Source organism: Micromonospora chalcea, assembly GCF_028768405.1.
GTDB lineage: Bacteria > Actinomycetota > Actinomycetes > Mycobacteriales > Micromonosporaceae > Micromonospora > Micromonospora chalcea.
The window spans coordinates 2,141,831-2,163,563 of record NZ_CP118233.1 but is presented as its reverse complement, the minus strand read 5'-3'; the positions used below and the strand labels follow the sequence as shown (position 1 = coordinate 2,163,563).

The window sequence follows — 21,733 nt, the reverse complement described above, 5'->3', positions numbered from 1 at the left end:
CCCCCCCGCACCACCCACCCACCACCACCGTCCACCGGAGGAGTCCCCGTGACAACGGCTCTCACCACCACCGAAAGGCGCCGGCGGCACCGCTGGCGGTCAGTGGTCGCCGCCGCCGGCGCCCTCGTCGTCGGCACCGTCGGCGCGGTCGTCGCATCGCCCTCGGCCCAGGCCGCGACCATCGACACAGGCGCGTACTACGTGCTGGTCAACCGCAACAGCGGCAAGGTCCTCGACGTCCGGGACACCTCGACCGCCGACGGCGCGGTGATCCAGCAGTGGTCCCGCAACGACGGCGCGTGGCAGCAGTTCCAGTTCGTCTCCTCCGGCAGCGGCTACTACCGCCTGCGAGCCCGCCACAGCGGCAAGGTGATCGACCTGTGGGAGTGGAACACCGCCGACGGCGCCGAGTACCGGCAGTGGCCCGACCTCAACGGCACGAACCAGCAGTTCCGGGTCCTCGACTCGGACAGCGGTTACGTCCGCCTGATCAACAGGCACTCCAGCAAGGCCCTGGAGGTCTGGGAGCGGTCGACCGCCGACGGCGCCCGGATCAGCCAGTACACCGACCTCAACGGGTGGAACCAGCAGTGGCAACTGGTGCCGATCGGCGCTGGCAGCCCCGGCACGCCCCAGACCGGGCTGGTCGGCTGGGCCACCCAGAACGGCGGCACCACCGGCGGCGGCAACGCCGCCGTCACCACGGTGACCAGCGCGTCCGCCCTGTCCAGCGCGCTCGGGTCGTCCAGCGCCGCGGTGATCCGGGTCTCCGGCACGATCTCCTGCTCCGGCATGCTGCGGGTCCGCTCCAACAAGACGATCCTCGGCAACGCCGGCGCGACGATCTCCGGCTGCGGATTCACCGTCAGCGGCGACCGCAACGTCATCGTCCGCAACCTGAACTTCCGCAACTGGAACGACGACGCGATAAACGTCGAGCAGTCGGCCACCAACATCTGGATCGACCACAACAGCTTCACCAACGGGTACGACGGCGCTGTCGACATCAAGCGCGGCTCCGACTTCGTCACCGTGTCCTGGAACCGCGTCTACGGTCACGACAAGTCGATGCTGCTGGGCCACAGCGACGACAACGGCAGCCAGGACGTCGGGCACCTGCGGGTCACCTACCACCACAACTGGTTCGACGGCTCCAACCAGCGCCACCCGCGGGTGCGCTTCGGCAACCCGGTCCACGTCTACAACAACCTCTACAGCAACGTCGGCGGCTACGGGGTGGCGTCGACGATGAACGCCGGGGTGCTCGTGGAGGGCAACTACTTCGAGAACACCGCCGACCCCTACCACCGGGGCGAGGGCTCCTCCGGCCCCGGATCCCTGGTCGCACGCAACAACTGCTTCGTCAACTCGGGGGCCGGGCAGGCCGGAGGCAGCGTCGCCGGCATCCCGTACCCGTACACGATGGACGCCGCCTGCGACGTGAAGTCCGTCGTGACGGCGGGCGCCGGCGCCGGCCGGATCAGCGTCTGACCGCGCGCCGCCTGGCGCCACCACCTCACCGGCTGGGCCGGCCCGGGCTTTCTCGGGCCGGCCCAGCCGTCGGAAGCAGGGCCGGGCCGGGCTCTCATTGCGGGGCCGCCGAGGGGGTGACGGGATGAACTATCGGAAGAAGTTCCGGAAACAGAAAGCGCTAACAGAACACAGATGTACTGGTCGTCGACATTGTCACTAGAACGCTTCAACGGATAGTCTGTGCCGGTCGGGCGATCGAAGTTCGCCGAAACTTTCGACAAGCTACCGCTACGGAGAAGCGACATGACGACCGCAACAAAGAGCCCCGAAACAGCCGGGCCCCACGGCGGCGAGGTGCGCGGCCGTCTGATCCGAAATCCGGTTCTTCCCGGCTTCAACCCCGACCCGTCGATCTTGCGCGTCGGCACCGATTACTACATCGCGACGTCGACCTTCGAGTGGTACCCGGGTGTCCGCCTGCACCACTCGACCGACCTGGTGCACTGGCGCCCGCTCGGCGGCGTCCTCACCGAGCGGCGTCTTCTCGACCTCACCGGGGCGGGTGACTCCTGTGGCGTCTGGGCGCCCGATCTGTCCTATGTGGATGGCGAGTTCCATCTCCTCTACGCCGACGTCGCCAGCTTCGCCAGCGGGTACTGGGATCCCCAGAACTACCTGGTGACCGCGTCCGACCTGGCCGGGCCCTGGTCGGATCCGGTGGTGCTGCACGGGCGCGGGTTCGACGCGGCGTTGTTCCACGACGAGGACGGCACGACCTGGATGCTGTCGATGACCGCGGACTGGCGGCCCGGCCGCGACCGGTTCGCCGGCATTCAGATCCAGCAGTACGACCGTGAGGCCCGTCGCCTCGTCGGCGCCGAACGGGTCATCTTCCACGGCACCACGGTCGGCGTCACCGAAGGGCCGCACCTGTACCAGAAGGACGGCTGGTACTACCTGGTGACCGCGGAGGGTGGCACGTCCTGGACGCACCAGGTGACAGTGGCCCGCTCGCGTAGCCTGTTCGGGCCGTACGAGGTCGATCCGGCCGGCCCGATGCTCACCTCGCACGGTCGTCCCGAGCTGGAGCTGCAGAAGGCCGGCCACGGCAGTCTCGTGTCCACGCCGGACGGGCGTTGGTACCTGGCGCACCTGACCGCCCGGCCGTACACCCCACTCGGCCGGTGCGTGCTCGGCCGGGAGACCGCGATCCAGGCCGTGCAGTGGCCGGAGGGGGAGTGGCCGCGCATCGAGGGCGGGGTACCGGCGGTGACGGTGCCGGTGCCGGGCGAAGCCGAGCCGGCAGAGGATCCGACGGAGGACCGGGACGACTTCACCGGGCCGGTGCTCGGCCCGGAGTGGTCGACGCTGCGCCGCCCCGCCACTGCGGACTGGGTGGACCTCACGTCGCGTCCGTCGTACCTGCGGATCCAGGGCGGGCAGTCGCCGGTCGGCCGCCAGCGTCCGAGCCTGGTCGCGCGCCGTGTGACCGCGCAGCAGTGCGAGCTGACCGCGCACATGCGCTTCGAGCCGGCCAACTACCGCCAGCTCGCCGGCGTCACCGCCTACTACAACACCCGCAACTGGCACTTCGCCTACGTGACCGCCGACGACGACGGGCGGCCGGTACTCGAGGTGATGTCGTCCGACAACGGCCGGCGGGCCATGCACGACGCGTGCCGCGTCGAACTGCCGGAAGCGGGGGAGATCACGCTGCGGGTCACCTTCGACGGTCCCCGTGTCACGTTCGCCTATCAACCAGCCGGCGCGGCGCACTGGATCGGGCTGCCGGCGGAACTGGACGCCACCATCCTGTCCGACGAGTACGCGGCGACGCTCGTGGACGGTGAGCCGGAGGGCTGGGGCTTCACCGGCGCGTTCGTCGGCCTCTGGGTACAGGACCTGGGCGCCGAAGGCGGATACGCGGACTTCGACTGGGCCTCGTACCGCTCCTGGTGAGTAGTGGCCGGCCTGATCGCGGCCGGGTGTGTGCGCCGTCCCCGGCGTCCGCGCCCGGCCGCGTCGCGTTGCGCACCCGGTCGGTCGACGTCTCGGCGCGGCACGTGGAAACATGGTCGACGTACGTCGATCGATCGAACGGGGGATCATCGTGACGACGCAATTGTCAAAGGCCGCCGTCGTGCCGGGTCCGGCCGGGCATCCGCTCCTCGGCATGCTGCCGGCGCTGCGCCGCGACCTGCTGGGCACGATTCTGGACGGCTTCCACACGTATGGCGACGTGGTGGCGTACCACGTCGGACTGCCCCAGGGACCGCGCGCCGTCAGCATGGACGTGGTGAACGTGCACCACCCCGACGGCATCCACCAGGTCCTCACCACGCCGCAGGTGTTCAGCCGCCGCGCGAGCGCGTACGAGATCCTCCGCGAGTTCATCGGCGAGGGCCTGCTGACCAGCGACGGAGACCGGTGGCTGCGACAGCGGCGGACGCTGCAACCGCTGTTCACGCCGCGCCGGGTGGCCCGCTACACCGAGCTGATGACCGAGGAGGCAGCCCGCGTCGCCGACGACATGGCGCTCACCACGGGATCCGTCGTGGACCTCTACCAGGTGATGCAGCGCTACACCATGCGTGTCGTCGGCCGGGCGCTGTTCGGCGACGACATCGACGAGGTCGTACCCCGTCTGCAGGAGCTCATGCCGATTCTGGGCGACCTCGCGCTGGCGCGCGCCCTGCAGGTGGTCAAGCTGCCGCTGAGCTGGCCGACGCCGCGGGCACGCCGGATCGGGCAGGTACGCGCGAGTCAGTACGAAATCGTCGACCGCATCATCGCCGATCGACAGGGCCGGGCGGTCGGGGAGGGTAAGGAGGACCTGCTCAGCCGGTTGTTCGCGGCCGAGGATCCGGAGACCGGGCAGGCGCTGTCCATCGAGGAGATCCGGGACCAGGTCCTGGTGTTCCTGCTCGCCGGCCACGAGACGACCTCGGCCGGGCTGGCCTTCACCATGCACCTGCTGGGCCGCCATCCCGACGTGCAGGAGCGGGTCGCGGCCGAGGCCGCCACGGGCGACGGGGAACTGGTGCGGGCCGCGGTCCTGGAAGGCATGCGGCTGTACCCGCCCGTGTACAGCATGGAGCGGATGTCCGAGACGGACGTCGTCGTCTCCGGTCACCGGATTCCCGCCAACACCAAGGTGGTACTCGCTCCCTGGGTCACGCACCGGCACCCGGAGTTCTGGCCCGACCCCGAGCGTTTCGAGCCCGACCGGTTCCTCGGCCGGCAGGAGCGGCCGCGCTATGCGTATTTCCCCTTCGGTGGCGGGCCGCGTAGCTGCATCGGGGAACACTTCGCGCTGCTGGAGATGACCGTACTGCTGAGCGCGTTGCTCGCCCGCTATCGCGTCGACACGCGCGACGAGAGGCTGGAGCTCGTACCGATGGTCACTCTTCGTCCGGCCGGCGCGGTCCGGGCCACGCTGACCGTCCGGTGAACCGCGCCCTGGCTGATCCGACGGGGTCAGCCAGGGCGCGTCCGGCTCCGGTGAGGGTCGGTCGCTACGTGACCCGCGACCCTTCGCCCTTCGCGGCGGGCACCGCCTCGACGGCTGGTGGAGCGCCAGTCACCGCGGCGGGCCGGGGATCGGCGGCACGCCTGCGGGGCCTGGCGAACCGGCGCATCATCGGCCGTTCCACGCTGACGTGCAACAGCGACGCGAGGCCGAGCGTCACCAGGTACGCGCCGACCATGACGGCCAGCGCAGCGGCGACACCGAAGCCCTCCGGGGACATGTTGCCGGCGCCGTACAGCACCAGGATGTGGATGAGATAGAAGGCGAAGGACGTGTCGCCCAGCCAGCCGGCGACCGGCCCGCGCAGTGGTGAGCGGTGCCCCTCGACGTCGGCCCGGGCTGCGGCGGCCACCAGCAGCGCGAGCGGGACGACCATCGCCGCGACGACCGAGTAGAGCAGCGGCACGACCTCGGAGACGCCGTAGAAGGCCAGCGTGACAAGTGCGGCGGCGGGCAGGCTCAGCCGGAACCACAGGCCCTGCATGACGAGCCGGGCGATGACGATCCCGAGGAGGAAGTCCAGCATCCGGATCAGCGGAAACTGTTGCACGAACCAGAACTGCGGAAATGCCGCATCCGCATAGGTGTACGTCGGCTCGGCGGGAAGGAACGCCGTGGAGACGACGGGGGCGACGAGCATCGCGGCGACGATGCCACCGGCGATCCACCAGAGCCAGACGGCGGAGAGCCGCCGGAAACCGGCGAGCAGCCACGGGAACGACGCATAGAAGAAGATCTCACAGCTCAGCGACCAGCTCGGCGGATTGATTCCGTTGAAGATGAACTCGTCCGGGATCCAGCTCTGCACCAGCGTGATGTTCGCCAGCGTCGGCCACAGCGGCGCGCCGCCCCGGATCAGGACCATGAGAACGACGACCACGGCGCACACGACCAGATGGTTCGGCAGGATCCGGGCGGCCCGGCGGCGCCAGAACTGGCGCTTCGGCTCGTGCTCCGGAGCCGACCAGGTCAGGACGAAGCCGCTGAGGATGAAGAAGAAGCCGAGGGCGGCAGAGCCGGTCCGGCTGAGGACGGCGAACCACCAGTCGTCGATCCGGCCGTCGGCGAAGAAGCCGAACAACGTCGTGTGGGAGAAGAAGACCGTCACGGCCGCGATCCCCCGCAACCCGTTGAGCGTCGGCAACTGCCGGGCCATGCGGCCCGCCTGCTGTGTCATCGGCGGCCACCCTCCGTGGTGTCGGACAACTCCTGTCGGCGTACCGGCCGGCGCGTCCGGAACGCCTGCTCCGCGATGTCGGCCGCGCGCCGTACGCCGTCCAACTCCGCGATCCTGCGCTTGTAGTGCTGGGCCTTCGCCCGGTAGGCGGGGTCGCCGCTCACCCTGTCGACGGCCGCACGAAGCCGCCCCGGAGTCACCTTGTGTACCGGGATGAACTCGCCCGCGCCGAGGTACTTGAGCCGGGCCGCCACGCCCGGCTGGTCGTTGCCCACGGGTAGCGCGACCATCGGCACGCCGTGGGCGAGGGACTCCAGCGTGGTGTTGATTCCGGCGTGCGTGATGACGAGGGACGCCCGCGCCAGCAGGTCGAGCTGTGGTGCGTACCGCACCACGATCGGGTTGCCGGCCAGGTCGGCCGGCGGCTCGACATCCGTGCTGCCGAGGGAGACGACCAGTTGCGCGTCGAGTCCGGAGCACGCCTGGGCGATCGCCCGGAATATGTGCGGGAGGCGGTTCTGGAGGGTGCCCATCGACGCGTAGATCAACGGGCGACCGTCGAGCTTCTCCCACGGGAAGGACACCGGCTCGGTGCTGTCCTCGTCATGGAACGGCCCGGTGTAGTGGAACGTGTCCGGCAACCGGGTGCGCGGGAAGTCGAAGAACGGCGGCTGCTGGGTGATCTGGGCGAGGTCCGAGCCGTCGTTGACTCCCTTGACCGGCGGCAGGCCCCATGCGGCGCGACGTTCGTTGATCCGTTGCACCACCGGCCGGATGACCCAGGCGATCACCTGGTCGCCCAGCATGTTGCGCACGCGCGCGAGCAGTGAGGGATGGTACGGCCACGCCGTCATGAACGGCGGTACACCCGGCTCGGTGTTCAGCGCCAGCGCGTTGCAGACGTTCACGACCGGAAGGTCGAGGTGTTCCGCGACGGAGTTGCCCGCGCCGTAGACCTGGTCCACCAGCAGCGCGTCAATGCCGTGCCGCTGCACCAGCCCCGGTAGGTCCCGCAGGAGGACCTCGACCTCCCGTACGTAACCGCGGACGATGAAACGGATCGCGGCCAGACCGGTCAGCCGGCCCTGTTCCTCGGAGAAGCGGGCCAGTGTGCCGACCGGAAACTCGCGCTCGCCGATCGGTGCGAAGGCGAACCCGGCCGTGAACGACCTCGTCCCGGCGTCCGGCAGGGAGACCAGGGTGACCCGGTGGCCGCGTCGGAGCAGTTCCCTGCCGAGCGTCGCCATCGGGCTGAGCTGACCGGTGTAGTCGGGGACCACCAGTCCGATGTGGAACGTGTTCGGGGCAGGCATGTCTCGCTCCCTCGCTGGGCTCATACCACAGTCGTCAGACGCGACTGATGTATCGAAAACTCGGCCGGGGTACGTCCGACGATCTCGCCGTCCACCTCCACCGGCAGCGGACTGTCCGCGTCGACACGCACGGTGCGCACCTCCTGCCGGTGGATCGCCGGGTGTCCCGCGGCGGCGCCGCGGAACACCCGCCACATCAGCCCGGCCACGCCGGCCCGGCCCACGCCGGCCACCCGCACCGCGTCCAGGTAACCCGCCCGCGGCGGCTCGGCGCGGCCGAAGGTCAGCCCGCCGGCGAAGTACGGCACCTTGAGCACGGCCAGATTGGTGATGATCTGGTGCGACGGTTCGCCGTCGAGTTCCAGCCGCACCGCGACGGGCCGCCAGCGGGCCAGCGTCCGGATGCTGGACGCCGTCTCGGCGAGTTGGAGGTTGAGCCGCTTGAGGACCCGGTTGGCCGGTGTCTTCTCGGTGAACCGCTGGCCGATCACGCTGATCAGCCCGACCGTGCAGCTGACGAGGAAGTACCTGTGGCCCCGGGTGCCGTCGGGCCGGGTGAAGGTCACCTCGCCGACATCGGTCTCCCGGTCGCGGGCGCGGTCGAGCAGACCGCCGAGGTCGGCGACCGGCCGCAGGCCGCGGGCGAAGTCGTTGCAGGTGCCGGCCGGCACGTACGCCAGCCGCACCTTCTCCCCGCCCGCCACCAGCACCCCGTTGGCGACCTCGGACAGTGTGCCGTCACCACCGACCGCCACCACCGTGCCGTACCCGTCCTCCACCGCCTGTCGCCCGAGCGCGATGCCGTGCCCGGGGTGGCGGGTGAACCAGCAGTCCGCCTCGGGTAGCTCGGTGGCGATCCGCTGCTCGATCGTGCGCCCGCGCTGGACCCCGGAAGCGGGGTTGACGATGCAGACGGCCGGGCCGCGCTCACCGGCCGCCATGTGCCTGCTCCTTCGTCAGGTCCGCCAGGGAGTGGCTCAGCGCCTCCGCGAAGCCGACCCGTGGTGAATAGCCGATCGACCGGATCCGGCCGACGTCGTACCGCATTCCTCCGGCGACGGACCGGACCGCGTAACGGGTGAGCAACGGCCGGCCCGACCCGGTGCCGATGCCGGCGAGCCCGGCCAGTTCGGACAGCGCGCCCACGGCCAGCGCCGCGCCGAACGGGACCGACGAGGTCGGTGGCCTTGCCCCGATCCGCTCGGCCACCGCGGCGAACAGCCGCGCCAGGGTCAGGCCGTACGAGTCGCCGACGATGAACCGCCCACCCGCGCACCCGGGTGCGGTGCCGGCCAGCACGATCGCGTCGGCCAGGTTCGCGCTGTACGTCAACTCGATCGGGGGCGCGCCGCGGTCGAACTGGACGAGCTTGCCGTCTCGCAGTCCGCGCACGAGCTCGGGCAGGAAATTGCGGTCACCGGGTCCGAAGACCCAGGCGGGGTACACCACAGTGACGTCCAGGCCGTTTCCGTGGTACGACCACGCCACGTCTTCCCCGGCAGCTTTCGACAGCGGGTACGGGTATCGCGGCACCCGCCGCGGTGACGCCTCGTCGATGACCTTCGCGGCGTCGAAACCGAAGACGTCGACGGTGCTCAGGTAGACGAACCGGGAGACGCCGCAGCGTCGCGCCTCGTCCAGCACCGCCCGGGTGCCGTCCCGGTTCACCTGCCAGATGCGAGGGCCGGGCCGCCAGTCGGTCAGATCGGCGGCCGCGTGCACCACGAGGTCGACGCCCGCGCAGGAGCCACGCAGCGAGTCCGGATCGGTCAGGTCACCGAGGTGCGCCGCGTACGTCGCGTGGTCCGGTGCGGGCGTCCGCACCAGCCCTCGTACCGACCAGCCGTTCTCCGCGAGCGCGGCCGCGACCGCGCGGCCGACGCAGCCGGTGACACCCGTCACCAGCGCGACACGGGACCCCATCACGAGCCGCCCGTCAGCAGTGCACGCAGGTCGGCGAGCAACGACCCGGCCGGGTCGAGCGCCCGCATGCGCGGCAGCAGGGTGCGCAGGTCCCGGCGCTGGCCTGACTCGTCGATCAGCAGCAGTTCCGGGCCGGCGACGAACTGTCCCACGTGCGCGGGCTGGAGGCCGCGCTCCGACATCGCCCGGGAGCATCGCTCCGCGTCGGCCGGATCGATCGCGTACAGCAGCTCGAATTCGCCCCACTCCGCGGCAGCCGAGCACCACCGGGGCAGGCGGGCCGCCTCCGCGACGGCGGAGGCGATCGGCGCGTACACCTCGTCGTGCAGCACCACCTCGACCCCCAGGCCATTGAGCTCGGCCAGGCTGACCGCCGCGCTCAACAGGCCGTCGCTGGTGTCGATGCACGCCCGGGCGTACCGGCGCAGTGGATCGCCCGCGGCCACCCGCGCCTCGGGCAGCCACGGATCGCCCGCCGCCGTGCCGCCCAGCGCCAGGGTGCGGAATCCGACCGCGTTGCCGGCTCCGACCGGACCGGTCACGTAGAGCGCGTCACCGGGCCGGGCGCCGAGCCGGCTCAGGACGGAACCGCGGCGCAGCGTACCCAGGGCACACGAGGTGAAGCTCTCCTCGTTGGCCCAGTTCGTGTCACCGCCAACGACGTGGCAGCCGTAGCGTTCGGCGGCCTCGGACGCGCCGCGCCCGAACTCGCGGGCGTCCTCGAGAGTCCATCTGTCCCGGCGCAGCGAGCAGGAGACGAGCACGGCGACCGGGTCGGCGGCCACCGCGGCGAGGTCACTCACGCTGACGGTGGTGGTCAACCACCCCTTCGCGTACGGCGTGGTGGCGGTGGCCAGCTCGGCGCCGTCGTTCAACGTGTCGACGGTCAGTGCCAGGAGCCCGCCGGCGCCCAGATCGAGGAGTTCGGCGTCGGCCTCGAAGGCGTTGTTGAGCTGCCGGGGCGACCGGACCATGCACTCGCGTATCGCGGTGATCAGGCTGCCCTCGGCCGCGTTCAGGGACAGCCGGTTCCAGGCGGTGGAGGTCATGTCATGCCTGCCGGGAAGACTGGGTCGCGCGCAACGTCAGCTCCAGATATGCCATCATCGGAACGGCGACGACGAGGAAGAGCGTCGGCCGGTGCAGCGCGCCGAGCGACAGGAAGAACAGCGTGGTCGCCCTGATGAACCAGACCAGCGCCTCGTACGCGCGGGTCTCCGGCGCCCTGATGAGCGTCACGAGACTCTGCGTGAACCCGAGCCCGGACGCGACGAGCAGCGCCCAGAAGACGACCTCGGCATAGGCGCCCGCGCGATCGGCGCCCGCCACGGCCGCCGCGCCCGCGGCCACCACCGCCACGACCGGGAACACCACGGCGATCCGGCTGGAGGCCCTGGTCCCGATGGCCACCGGCAGCGTCCGGTAGCCCGCGACCCGGTCGCCTTCGATGTCCTTGAAGTACCCCACGAGGCAGAAGCCACTGAACGCGACCGCGACGAGCGCCGTCTGGAACCAGGTCATCGCCGGGATGTCGAGCCATCCCGCGTCGGGTCGGACGGCCACGGCGCCGAGCACCGTGAACAGCGCCATGTCGACGCCGTTGACGAGGTTGCCCAGCATGGGGATGCGCTTGGTCCAGGAGTAGACCAGGTGACCGCCGATCGCGATGACGCTCCACAGGGCCAGCGTCGGTGCGACCACGACAGCCACCAGCATCAGCGCGGTGGACAGCGCGAGCGTCAGCCCCAGCCCGACGTGGGGGTTTATCAGCCCGGTGACGAAGGGGCGGTCCGGCGCGTTGACGGCGTCGGCCTTGCGGTCGAACCAGTCGTTCATCACCACGCCGACGCCGTATCCGAGGGTGCAGAACAGCAGCCCGATCACGATGCTCGCGGCGCTGGCCCCGACCGGCGGCGCCGTCATGCCGACCAGACCGGCCGACAGCGAGAAGGGCACGAAGTGGAGCCGCCACATCCGCGCCCAGGCCACCAGCAGGTCCCGGGTGCTGACTGCGGGTTCGAGCCGGCTGACGGTCATCGGTCCTCCAGGTGCATCAGGTCGCGGACTTCGGCGAACGCGGCGACGACGCGCTTGAGCTGCTCCGACGTGTGCGTGGTGGCGAAGCTCGCCCGCAGCCGGGGCGAGGCGGCCGGGGGGACAACGGCGTTGACGTACACGCCGCGGTCCAGCAGGCTGCGCCACGCGAGCAGGGTCTGCTGGACGCCGTCGAGCCGCACCGACACGATCGGCGTCTCACTCGGTATCGGGTCGTAACCCAGGGCGGTGAGTTCGCGACGCACGTACGAGGCGTTCTCGACCGCCTGCCGGCACAGCCACGGTTCCGCCCGCAGGATGCGCAACGCGGCGTAGGCGGCGGCCAGGTTCGCCGGCGGCGCGGATGCGCTGAAGATGAGGCTGCGCGCGTGGTGGCGGAGGTACTCGATGACATCCTCCGGACCGAGCACCGCGCCGCCGATCGACGCAAGCGACTTGCTGAAGGTGACCGTGACGAGGTCGACCTGATCGGTGACGCCGAAATGGGCGCTGGTGCCCCGGCCGTCGGCCAGCACGCCGATGCCGTGCGCGTCGTCGACGAGCAGGCGGGCGCCGTACTGCCGGCACAGCCGGACCACCTCGTTCAGCGGGCACAGATCGCCGGCCATCGAGTAGACGCCGTCGACCACGACCAGCCGGCCGGCGTCCGAGGGGCCGGCCGCCAGCTGCCGCTCCAGGTCGGCCATGTCGTTGTGGGCGAACCGGCGGGTCTTCGCCCGGCTCATGCCGCAGCCGTCGTAGGCCGAGGCGTGCGCCTCGCGGTCGAGGATGACCTCGTCGTGACGAGACAGCAGCGACGCGATGACTCCGACATTCGCCTGGTAGCCGGTCGGGAACACCAGAGCGGCCGGCATGCCGAGGAACTCGGCCAGCTCGTGCTCCAGTTCCTCGTGCAGAGGTGTGTTGCCGTTGAGCAGCCGAGAGCCCGTACGCGACGACCCGTACGCCTCGATCGCCGCCTGCGCCGCTGCTTTCACCTGGGGGTGGGAGGTGAGTCCGAGGTAGTTGTTCGAGCCGCACATCAGGATGTCGCCGTCCCCGGTCTGCGCGACGGTCGCGTCCTGCCCCTCGAAAGGAGTGAAGTACGGGTAGAGCCTGGCCGCGCGAGCCTCCCTGCTCTCGGTGTACGACCGGCAGCGGCCGAAGATGTCCACTGTCACCACGTTCGCGTAACCCCTCTCGTCTGGTACCCCGTGTGCATCAGGTCATCGGGCGGACCTGCTGCCCCAGCTGTCGGCGAACTCGCTCCGGACGGCGGCGCACCGCCGACCGGTTCCGGCCGGCACGGAACCGCTGTGCGGAGGGAGGTGGGCGATCGGACGCGGACGGCGTACGGAGGCTCTGCGGGTGGGTGCCCGCCGAGGCGGGCCCGGGCTCTCGCCGCAGGGTGGCCGGACCTGCCCGGCGGCCTGGCGCAACGGCGCGCCGACACGCCGGTGGCGGGTTCGCCCGGGTGAACGACGGCCGCCGGCCGCGGTTCGGCCATTCCGAATGCGAGCGGGTGATCCGGGCAGCGCGGCCTGCACTTCGATCCGGGGCCGGCGATATCAGCCGGCATCAGGCCATCAGGCTTGCGAAGGCTCTCGGAAGCCAGGACCAGAACCAGAAGACGCGCTTCTACAGCAGCCCGATGAAAACGGTATTTCGACGGCAACGCATAGACCGGTACCTCCCCCGTTCCGCTGTCGACATTCATCAGCGGCGAATCGCTAAGCGATCTCTCTGGGGCAGGATGCTACGCCGGATCCGCAGCGCGAGTCCACCCCGCTTCGGGCGTCGGTTCCTCCCGGGCGCGGGGTCCACGCCGGCTTCCGGTGCGGTGCGCAGGGCGGTGATCGAGGGCTTGAACAGGGGTCATCCGGCCGGTTCGACAAGATCAACGAATAGTCGTCGATGAATAACCCGCATCTTCGTTCCGGCTGCCCGGCTTTGACCGGTCGCGCATCGGGCAGGCGAATCGGCGGGAGAATGTGGATAATGATCGTCGTGGCGCATCGCAGCAGACTCTCGACGATCCTGATCGACGTGCCGGGCGGTGAGGCGCCCGCAGCCGCCGCCTTCTGGTCGACGGCACTCGGCGTTCCGGCACGGACAGTCCCCGACGAGCCGCAGTTCACCTCTCTGCACGGCGCGTTGCCCGGCCTGGTGCTCGCGATACAGTCCGTGGACGAGCCGGCTCGATATCACGTCGACATCGAGACCGACGACGTCGAGGCCGAAGCACGCCGGCTGATCGCCCTCGGCGCTGTCGAGGTCGGCCGCTGGCTGGAGTGCATCACCTTACGGGCTCCGGGCGGTCATCTCGTGTGTGTCATCCCGTGCCACAGCGATCCGAAGACCTTCGAGTCCCTCTCCCAGGCGTGGGAATAGGCGCGCGGCCACGCAGGCGTCCGCATGGCCCGTGTCATGCTCGAAGCGATGAGCACCCAGCGTCCGCGCGATCCACGTCCCCTCCGTCGGCCGCGCCGCCCCCTGGCCCGCGTCGCGTTGGTCGCCGGCGTCCTCGCCGCGTTGGGCTCCGTCGCTGTGGTCGTGGTGCCGCTGCTGCGGCCGCCGGGCCCTCGACCGGCCTTCCAGCTCCCGGTGGCCTGCGGTGAGACGTGGCGCCTGTCGACCTATCCCGGGCACGACGACTACGACATCGACCTGTTCCCGACCCGGGGCGAGGCGTGGGGACGGCCGGTGCTGGCCTCCGCCGCCGGCACCGTCACCGTGGCCGGGGTCAACGGTTCCCTGGGCGGTCGCACCCCGCAGGACCCGAACGGGCCGAAGGGGCGCGGCGGCGGCTACTGGGTGAAGATCGACCATGGCGGGAAGTGGGAGACGCAGTACCTGCACCTGCTCGAACCGCCGCTGGTCGAGGCCGGTCAGCGGGTGGCCCGCGGCGATCAGCTCGGGCGGGTCGGCAGCACCGGGAACTCCGGCGCCCCGCACCTGCACTACGAGCAGCGCCGGGGCTGGGAGAAGGTGGAGGCCCACTTCGACGGCGTGCCGTCCGGCATCACGTCCGACGACCGCGAGTACACCGTCCGGCTGACCAGCGCGAACTGCGACCAGGGTCGCCGGTAGCCACGGTTCGGCGTACCACCGGGGTCGCGCCGGACGGCGGCGAGAGCGGTCCCGGCGATAGGATCACCGGCACCCGCCGCCCGTACCCGCTGGAGCCCCGCTGTCCCGGCAGCCCGCCACCCGTCCCGCCCGGCGTGCCCGCCGGGCGTTGGCGCTGGTGTGCCTGCTCGTCGTGGCCGGGCTGCCCGCCGGGTCGGCGCCGCTCGGCGAGCCCGGGTCCGGGACGCTGCGGGTGCTCCAGATGAACCTCTGCAACAGCGGCCGGGCCGGCTGCTACACCGGCCGGGCCGTCCGCCAGGCCGCCGACGTGATCGCCGCCGAGCGACCCGACCTGGTCACGCTCAACGAGATCTGCCGCGACGACGTGGAGACGCTGGAGCGCGCGCTGCGGGCCGCCCGTCCCGGCGGCACGGTGGTGTCCGCGTTCCACGCCGCCGGTGACCGCCCCAACGCCGAGCCCACCTACTGCAACAACGGCCAGCCGTACGGGATCGGGTTGCTGACCCGCCTCGACGCGCGCGGCGCGCGGCCCACAGTGCACCGCGGCACCTACCCGGCGCAGGATTTCGCCGACCCGGAGGAGCGGGTCTGGCTCTGCCTGCGGGCCGCCGGGCTGCTGCACGCCTGCACCACGCACCTGGCGAACACCAGCGGTCAGGTCGCGCTGGCCCAGTGCGCCCAACTGGTCGGCGCGGTGGTGCCGGCGATCCGCCGCGACGGCGGGTACGCGCCCACAGTGCTCGCCGGTGACCTCAACCTGCGCGTCGGCGGCACGCCGGACGTGCGGTCGTGCGTGCCGGCGGGTTACCGGCGGATCGACGACGGCGCCCGGCAGCAGATGGTGACGACGGGCGACGTCACCATCTGCTGCCACCGGCCGGTGGACATGCGCGGGACGACCGACCATCCGGCGCTGCTGGCGACGGTGTCGATCGACGGCGAGCCCGCGACGGACCTACGGTTTGCGGGCGAGTAGCCCGACGAACGTGTGGTAGGTGTCGGTCTGCTGCGGCGCGGGCGCGCCCGGATCCGGACGCCACTCGGCCAGCGGCACCAGCCCCGGCTCCAGCACCGTCAGCCCGTCGGCGAAGGCGAGGATCTCCTCGTCGGTACGCCAGCGGCCGGTGCCCAGCGACTCGTTGAAGACCCGCTCGACCTCGCGCGCCTTGCGGGAGCCCTCCGGGTCGCGCTCGCCGGGGTCGCGGAAGTGCGAGATCGCCACGTAGCTGCCGGACGGCATCGCGTCGATCAGCTCCGCCGCCACCGCGCCCGGGTCCTCGTCGTCGCCGAGGTGGTGCAGGATCGCGAAGAGCAGCAACCCGATCGGCCGGTCGAAGTCGAGGAACCGGCGGACGTCCGGGTCGTTGAGGATCTCCTGCGGTGCCCGGACGTCGGCCTGGATCACCGTTGCGGTGCCCTCCGCGGCGAGCAGCGCCCGCCCGTGGGTCAGCACGATCGGGTCGTTGTCCACGTAGACCACCCGGGCGGCCGGGTTGTGCTCGGTGGCGACCTCGTGCACGTTGCCCTGCGTGGGCAGCCCCGAGCCGAGGTCGAGGAACTGGTCGATGCCCGCCTCGGTGACCAGGAACCGGATGACCCGGCGCAGGAACGCCCGGTTGGCCTGGCCGGCGGCGGGCCCGTCCGGCGTGATCCGCAGCGCGTGCTCGGCGACCTTCCGGTCGACCTCGAAGTTGTCCTTGCCGCCCAGGAAGTAGTCGTAGACCCGGGCGACGCTGGGAACGTTGAGGTCGATGCCGGGGGGTGCCGCCTTGTCGCGGGTCACAGGCGTCTCCATTCGATTCTGATCAGCGCCGCCCGCCGGTGGGGTTACGGGCGTTTTCGGGGAGTGTAGCGACCGGACGGCCCGAATTGTGGCCCCGGCTGGTACCGCTCCCACGGCGTCGGCCCGTCACCAGCACGTTCACCGTGCGACACGCGGAACGCGCCGGACCGGAACCGGTTCGCCGATGTCCGATGTGGCGTTCCCACTGCCATACTCGGCATCGGACATGTGAACATCGTCGTAAGGGTGATGGCGTGCGGTTCCGGGTGCTGGGTCCGCCCGGCATCGACCGGGACGGGCGAGGCGTGCCGCTCGGCGGGCCGAAGCAGCGGGCCCTGCTGGCCCTGTTCCTGCTGCGGCCGAACCGGTTCGTCGCCGCCGACTGGCTGGTCGAGGCGCTGTGGGACGGGCGACCGCCGGCCAGCGCCCACACGACGCTGCGCACCTACGTCGCCGGACTGCGCCGGGCGGTGGAGCCCGAGCGGTCCCACCGCGAGCCGGCGCGCGTCCTGCGCAGCCGCCCCCGGGGGTACGAGCTGCGGGTCGAGGACGATGCCGTCGACGCGATCCGATTCGGACGCCTGGTGGACCGGGCGGCGGACACGCTCGCGGCCGGGCAGCCGGCGGTCGCCGAGCGGACGTACGCCGAGGCGCTGGCACTGTGGCGGGGCGAACCGCTCGCCGGCGTCGGCGAGCTGAACGCGGTGCGTCCGGAGGTGGCGCGGCTGACCGAGCTGCGGCTCACCGCCGAGGAGGGCCGCCTGACGGCTGCCGTCGCGGCCGGCCGGCACGCGCCGCTGCTGGCGGAACTGCGCCGCTTCGTGTCGGCGAATCCGCTGCGCGAGGGGGCCCGCGCGCAGTTGATGCTGGCGCTGTCCCGGTCCGGCCGGCAGACCGAGGCGCTCGCGGCCTTCGACGAGGGCCGCCGGGTCCTCGCCGCCGAGTACGGCCTCGACCCCGGTGAGCAGATGCGGGCGGCGCACCGGCTGATCCTGGAGCAGGCCGTACCGGCGCAGCCCGGACCCCCGGCGGTGGCCGGCCGGCAGGTCGTGCGGGCGGCCGGGCCCGCGCCGGCGCCGGCCGAACCCGAACCGGGCCCGGCCGCGGAGTCGCCGCGGCGGCACGCGGACCCGCTCGTGGGGCGGGGCGCCGAGCTTGCGCTGCTGCGGGAGACGCTCGACGCGGCCACCCGGCGCGGCGGGCGGGTGCTGGCAGTGGTGGGGGAGGCGGGCATCGGCAAGACCAGCCTCGCCGCGGCGCTCGGCGACCGGGCCGCCACCGGCGGCGTGCCGGTCGTCTGGGGTCGCTGTCCCGACGTCGGGCAGGCGCCACCGTTCTGGCTGTGGAACCAGGTGGTACGCGCGCTCGCGGCGATGCCGGACGCCGGCCCCACCGGCTCGGCGAGCCGCCTGGGCGGGTTCGCCGCCGGATCGCTGCCCGGCCCCGCGGAAGGCGGCGGCCTCGACCCCACGGCGCGGTTCCAGGTGTACGAGGCGGCGTCCGGCCTGGTGCACGCGGCGGCCCGGCGGCACGGCCTGCTGGTCGTGCTGGACGACCTGCACGCCGCCGACCCGGACTCGCTGCTGTTGCTGCGCTACCTCTCCGCCGGGCTGTCCACGTCCCGGGCGCTGGTGGTCGCCACGCTCCGTCCGTACGACAACGACCCGGCCCTGGTGGCGACGGTCGCCGAGCTGGCGCGCGGCCGCGACTTCGGTCAGCTCCGGCTCGCCGGGCTGGACGCCTCCTCGGTCGCCACCCTCGTCCGGCGCCGGACCGGGGTGGCGCCGCCGGAGCCGGTGGTGGCCCGCCTCGTCACCCGCACCGGCGGGAACCCGTTCTTCCTCACCGAGCTGCTGCGGTCCCGCACCGACGCGGCGGCCGACGCGGAACTGCCGCCGAGCATCCGGGACACGGTACGGCTGCGGCTCGTCGGGCTGCCCGAGCCCGCCCGACGCTGCCTCGACCTGCTCAGCGTGGCCGGACACGACCTGGACCTGCAGGTGATGGTGGCGGCGCTGGACACCACCGCACCGGCGGTCGCCGAAGCGCTCGCCCCGGCGTACACGGCCGCGCTGGTCACCGAGGCGGGGCCGGGCACCGTCACGTTCCGCCATCCGCTGATCGCCGAGGTCACCTACGCCGAGCTGGTCCCGCCGCGCCGGGCCGCGTTGCACGCCCGGCTGGCGCGCGCGTACGAGCGGGCCGCCGGTGTCGCGCCGGCCGAGCTGGCCCGCCACTACGGTCAGGCGATCGGCCTCGGACACGGCGAGGACCACCTGCGGTGGTCGCTGCGCGCCGCCGACGACGCGACGCGGCGGGTCGCCTACGAGGACGCGCTCGGTCACCTCGAACGCGCCGCGCACCGGCTGGCCCCGGCCGCGCAGACCTCGCCCGACGCGGCGTCCACCGAACTGACCGTCCAGCTGCGCCGCGCGGCGCTGTTGCAGATGACCGTCGGCGTCGGCAGCGACGCCGTCGACCAGGTCTGCGCCCGCGCCCGGGAGCTGCTGACGCTCGTCGGGCCGGACACCGACCTCCGGCACGCGCTCTGGGCGCTGGGTGAGCTGGCCGCCAACCGGGCCGAGTTCGCGATCTGCGCCGACCTCGCCGGGCGCCTGGTGCGGTCCGCGGACGACGGCAGCGGGCTGATCGCCGTGGCCGGTGAGTACCTGCTCGGCGCGGTCGGCTACTTCACCGGCCGTCAGGCCGAGGCCGAGCGGCGGCTCAGCGCCGGCATCGAACGGCTGCGTACCGTCGACCGGGCGCTGCTGCGCCGGGAGGTCGGCCGGCGGCCGGTGCTGGCCTGCCACAACTTCCGGGCACTCGTGCGGTCGATGCGCGGCGACCCGGCCGGCGCCCGGGCGGACATCGCCGACGCCGAGGCCCTCGCCGAGGAACTGGACGACCCGTACGGCCGGGCCAACGCGGCGCTCTACGCGGCCTGGCTGGCGATGCAGGAACACGACGTCGACGCGGCCGACGCCGCGGGACGGCGGTGCCGGGACATCGGGAGGTCCACCGGCCTGCCGCACATGACGGCGACCGGCGCGTACTTCCTGGAGTGGGCCGCCGCCCGCGCCGGCGACCACGGCCGGCTCGACGCGATGCGCGCTGCCGCCGACGGGTTCTACCGTCCCGGGTTGCGGTCCACCCGCACCATCACGTGTGCCGCGATGGCCGAGGCGTACCTGACCGCCGGCCGCGCGGAGACCGCCGCGACGCTGGCCGAGGAAGGGCTGGCCGTGGCGGACCGGTTCGGTGAGCGCGTCGTCGTCGCGGAGCTGCACCGGATCCGTGGGGTCGCGCGCCGCGACCGCGCGGAGTGGGACCTCGGCGCCCGGATCGCCGCCGACCAGGGCGCCGCACTGCTGCGGCAGCGGTTCGCGACGTTCTGACCGGTGTGGCGGCCCGCCTCCACGCCTTCTCCACACCCTTTCCACGCCGGGCTGGTGCCCTGGTCGGCGTCGGACGGCCGGAGCCGTCCGGGACCACGTTCCGAAAGGGCATCACGATGGGATCAGTTCAGCCGCCGGATCGCCAGGCCGTCCAGGAGGTCGACGTCGCCGTCATCGGCTGCGGGCCGGTGGGCGCGCTCACCGCGAACCTGCTCGGCGCCCGCGGCGTCCGCACGCTCGTCGTGGAGCGCAGCGCGACGGCGCACGGCCAGCCGCGGGCCTTCTCCTGCGACGACGAGGCGATGCGCATCTACCAGCAGGCCGGCCTGCTCGACGAGATCCGCGACGCCACTGTCGCGCCGCCGCTCGTGGAATACGTCAACGGCGCCGGCCGGGTCTTCGCCCGGATGGCGCTGTCCGAGACGGACTTCGGGTACGGGCACGCGCCGCTGCGCTTCTTCGACCAGCCTCGGCTGGAACACACGCTGCGTACCGGGCTGGACCGGTTCCCGCACGTGCAGCTCTCGCTCGGCACCGAGATGGCCGGCCTCACCCAGGACGAGGACGGGGTCACCGTGCTGTTGTCCGACGTGGCCACCGGGCAGCGGCGGACGGTCCGCGCCCGGTACGTGCTCGGCTGCGACGGCGCGCGCAGCGCCACCCGCGCCGCCGTCCGGATCCCGCTGTCCGGGGCGAGCTACGCCGAGCCGTGGCTGGCCGTCTCCGGCGACGTGCCGCCCGACGCGGTACGGGTCGGGGACACCCGGTTCGTCTGCGACTGGCGGCGTCCGGCGTTCGTGTCCCCGGGCGCGGCAGGCAGCTACCGGATGGAGTTCATGCTGCGCCCGGGGGAGACCGAGGACGAGATGCGGCGGCCCGAGACCGTCGCCGCGCTCGTCTCGCCGTACGTCGACCCGGACCGGTTCACAGTCACCCGCGCGGTGGTCTACACCTTCCACCACCTCATCGCGCGACGGTGGCGGGAGGGACGGGTGTTCCTGCTCGGCGACGCCGCCCACCAGATGCCGCCGTTCATGGGCCAGGGACTGTGCAGCGGCCTGCGCGACGCGGCGAACCTGTCGTGGAAGCTGTCGCTGGTGCTGTCCGGCGTCGCCGACGCCGCAGTGCTCGACACGTACGAGATCGAGCGGCGCCCGCACACGGTGGAGATGGCGCGCACGAGCGTCCGGCTGGGGCACGTCTTCCTGGCCCGCAACCGGGTCACCGCCGGAATGCGCGACGCCGCGCTGCGGGCGGTGCAGACGATCCCCCGGGTACGGCGGTTCGTGGAGCGCTTCGAGTTCAAGCCGGTGCCGGCGTACCGGCGGGGCCTGATGGCCGGCGGGCGGCGCGCCGGCGTGGTCGGGACGATGTTCCCCCAGCCGCGGGTCCTCGTCCCGGGCGCGCCCGGGACGCGCCTGCTCGACGAGGTGCTCGGCGACGGTTTCGCCGTGCTCGGCCGCGCCGGCGTGGACAACCCGCTCGGAGCGTGGCGGCCGGGGCTGCCGGCGCGGTTCGTCGCGGTCCACCCGAGCGGTACGTCGCTCGCCGACCTGCCGGATCCGCTTGCCGGCTCTCCGGCACCCGGCGGGCCGGACCGGGTCGACGTGGTGGACGCCGAGGGGGTGCTCGGCGGGTGGCTGCGACGGCACGGCGCCGACCTGGTGGTGCTGCGGCCGGACCGGTTCGTGTTCGCCATGGTGGCTGCCGGTGGGATCGAGCAGGCCGGGCGGGACCTGTCCGCCGCGCTCGGCGCGCCGGACGGAGGCCGGAGCCGGGCGGACACCCCGGGACTCGCGGCGGCAGCCGATTCGTGACCGGACGCCCGGCAGTCGTGCCTCCCGGGGCCTCTCGTCGTCCACAGCGGACGGCACGGAGGTCACCCACCACCACCCGCCCTGGTCGTACCAGACCTCGTGGACGGGGCACGCCCTTGCCGGGATGCGTGCACGCGCGTAGGAAGAGCACCACCATCCACCACCGTCGTACCACACTCCGATGCCGAAGGAGACGCGC

16 protein-coding genes are annotated in these 21,733 nt (G+C 72.3%); 8 read left to right on the top strand and 8 right to left on the bottom strand.

The features are described from left to right. Positions 1–48: 48 nt before the first annotated feature. The 3 genes from PVK74_RS09810 (at position 49) to PVK74_RS09800 (ending at position 4,924) form a co-directional block, all read left to right on the top strand. Positions 49–1,491 carry a pectate lyase family protein gene (locus PVK74_RS09810; RefSeq protein WP_043322973.1) on the top strand — a complete coding sequence of 481 codons (1,443 nt, stop codon included), beginning with the start codon at positions 49–51 and terminating at the stop codon, positions 1,489–1,491. Positions 1,492–1,776: 285 nt separating this feature from the next. After that, positions 1,777–3,432, top strand: a complete 1,656-nt coding sequence (locus PVK74_RS09805; RefSeq protein WP_187692950.1) for a glycoside hydrolase family 43 protein — start codon at positions 1,777–1,779, stop codon at positions 3,430–3,432. 151 nt (positions 3,433–3,583) lie between these two features. Further along, positions 3,584–4,924: a cytochrome P450 gene (locus PVK74_RS09800; protein ID WP_158629871.1), complete on the top strand. Its 1,341-nt coding sequence runs from the start codon at positions 3,584–3,586 to the stop codon at positions 4,922–4,924. A 64-nt stretch (positions 4,925–4,988) separates the two neighbouring features. Here the strand turns inward: PVK74_RS09800 and PVK74_RS09795 are convergent, their stop codons facing one another. Genes PVK74_RS09795 through PVK74_RS09765 form a run of 7 tightly spaced genes read right to left on the bottom strand, consistent with a single transcriptional unit; the run spans position 4,989 to position 12,630 of the window. Then, positions 4,989–6,179: an acyltransferase family protein gene (locus tag PVK74_RS09795; protein WP_210882267.1), complete on the bottom strand. Its 1,191-nt coding sequence runs from the start codon at positions 6,177–6,179 to the stop codon at positions 4,989–4,991. After that, positions 6,176–7,492, bottom strand: a complete 1,317-nt coding sequence (locus tag PVK74_RS09790; RefSeq protein WP_104112261.1) for a glycosyltransferase — start codon at positions 7,490–7,492, stop codon at positions 6,176–6,178. The genes PVK74_RS09795 and PVK74_RS09790 overlap by 4 nt, the downstream gene beginning before the upstream one ends. Positions 7,493–7,512: 20 nt before the next feature. Further along, a complete protein-coding gene (locus PVK74_RS09785; protein WP_043322980.1) occupies positions 7,513–8,433 on the bottom strand; it encodes a diacylglycerol/lipid kinase family protein in 921 nt (306 codons plus the stop codon). Then, positions 8,420–9,415, bottom strand: a complete 996-nt coding sequence (locus tag PVK74_RS09780; RefSeq protein ID WP_210882269.1) for an NAD-dependent epimerase/dehydratase family protein — start codon at positions 9,413–9,415, stop codon at positions 8,420–8,422. Before PVK74_RS09780 ends, PVK74_RS09785 begins: the two co-directional genes overlap by 14 nt. After that, positions 9,415–10,464 (bottom strand): thiamine-phosphate kinase, encoded by a 1,050-nt coding sequence (locus tag PVK74_RS09775; RefSeq protein WP_069088338.1) that lies wholly within the window; start codon positions 10,462–10,464, stop codon positions 9,415–9,417. The genes PVK74_RS09780 and PVK74_RS09775 overlap by 1 nt, the downstream gene beginning before the upstream one ends. A gap of 1 nt (position 10,465) precedes the next feature. Then, positions 10,466–11,452 (bottom strand): UbiA prenyltransferase family protein, encoded by a 987-nt coding sequence (locus tag PVK74_RS09770; RefSeq protein ID WP_274478893.1) that lies wholly within the window; start codon positions 11,450–11,452, stop codon positions 10,466–10,468. Further along, positions 11,449–12,630 carry an aminotransferase class I/II-fold pyridoxal phosphate-dependent enzyme gene (locus PVK74_RS09765; protein WP_199744108.1) on the bottom strand — a complete coding sequence of 394 codons (1,182 nt, stop codon included), beginning with the start codon at positions 12,628–12,630 and terminating at the stop codon, positions 11,449–11,451. The genes PVK74_RS09770 and PVK74_RS09765 overlap by 4 nt, the downstream gene beginning before the upstream one ends. An 817-nt stretch (positions 12,631–13,447) precedes the next feature. Here PVK74_RS09765 and PVK74_RS09760 point away from each other — a divergent pair. The 3 genes from PVK74_RS09760 (at position 13,448) to PVK74_RS09750 (ending at position 15,515) form a co-directional block, all read left to right on the top strand. Next, the gene (locus PVK74_RS09760) at positions 13,448–13,840 is read left to right on the top strand and encodes a VOC family protein (RefSeq protein WP_043329945.1); all 393 of its coding nucleotides are present in this window, start codon (positions 13,448–13,450) and stop codon (positions 13,838–13,840) included. Between the two features lie 48 nt (positions 13,841–13,888). Next, the gene (locus PVK74_RS09755; protein WP_274478890.1) at positions 13,889–14,539 is read left to right on the top strand and encodes a M23 family metallopeptidase; all 651 of its coding nucleotides are present in this window, start codon (positions 13,889–13,891) and stop codon (positions 14,537–14,539) included. A 157-nt stretch (positions 14,540–14,696) separates the two neighbouring features. Continuing rightward, positions 14,697–15,515 (top strand): endonuclease/exonuclease/phosphatase family protein, encoded by an 819-nt coding sequence (locus tag PVK74_RS09750; RefSeq protein WP_274479261.1) that lies wholly within the window; start codon positions 14,697–14,699, stop codon positions 15,513–15,515. Here the strand turns inward: PVK74_RS09750 and PVK74_RS09745 are convergent. Beyond that, positions 15,495–16,322 (bottom strand): SAM-dependent methyltransferase, encoded by an 828-nt coding sequence (locus PVK74_RS09745; protein WP_043322995.1) that lies wholly within the window; start codon positions 16,320–16,322, stop codon positions 15,495–15,497. The two genes, PVK74_RS09750 and PVK74_RS09745, sit on opposite strands and share 21 nt — an antisense overlap. A 254-nt stretch (positions 16,323–16,576) precedes the next feature. Between PVK74_RS09745 and PVK74_RS09740 the strand changes: the two genes are divergently transcribed. Further along, a complete protein-coding gene (locus tag PVK74_RS09740) occupies positions 16,577–19,717 on the top strand; it encodes an ATP-binding protein (RefSeq protein WP_274478888.1) in 3,141 nt (1,046 codons plus the stop codon). Between the two features lie 116 nt (positions 19,718–19,833). Beyond that, positions 19,834–21,534 carry a bifunctional 3-(3-hydroxy-phenyl)propionate/3-hydroxycinnamic acid hydroxylase MhpA gene (gene mhpA / locus PVK74_RS09735; RefSeq protein WP_274478886.1) on the top strand — a complete coding sequence of 567 codons (1,701 nt, stop codon included), beginning with the start codon at positions 19,834–19,836 and terminating at the stop codon, positions 21,532–21,534. Positions 21,535–21,733: the final 199 nt, after the last annotated feature.